This window comes from Vibrio sp. 10N.222.48.A3, from assembly GCF_041475345.1.
In the GTDB taxonomy this organism is placed as follows: Bacteria; Pseudomonadota; Gammaproteobacteria; order Enterobacterales; family Vibrionaceae; genus Vibrio; species Vibrio tasmaniensis_A.
Map to the genome: position 1 here is coordinate 1 of NZ_JBFRVX010000724.1, position 386 is coordinate 386.

A 386-nucleotide genomic window follows, 5' to 3' on the forward strand; every position below is an offset into this window, starting at 1 on the left:
TGATTTATGTCTCTATCCATCTTTTGAATACTTTCTAAGCTTAGTTGGTTTTTTATCTAATTAAACAGAAGGTTATATGATAAATAGAATAATAACACTAAGTGGCGTTGCATTACTTTGTTCAGCGAGTGCGCATGCGCAAATGCAAAATGGAAGTTTCGAAAGCTGGGAAGGAAACGTACCATCTGGATGGAGTGTGATTGACTCCGGCATTGCAGTTTCACCCTCTAACGTACCTGTTAATAACGGCAGTTTCTCTGCGCAAGTAACAGTGAATACAGGCACTCAAAGTAATACCGATTTTCTGCAAACGATACGTGTTGAACAAGGGAAAACTTATGATTTCTCTGTCGATGTTTACCATACGGAAGGCAACGTGAAAGCTC

The 386-nt window shown here is 39.4% G+C and carries 1 protein-coding gene; it reads left to right on the top strand.

Going from position 1 to position 386, the window contains the following annotated elements; all coding sequences use genetic code 11:
* Window positions 1–76: 76 nt before the first annotated feature.
* Window positions 77–386, top strand: a 310-nt coding sequence (locus tag AB4653_RS18915) for a carbohydrate binding domain-containing protein (RefSeq protein WP_372105002.1), incomplete at its 3' end; no start/stop codon positions are given.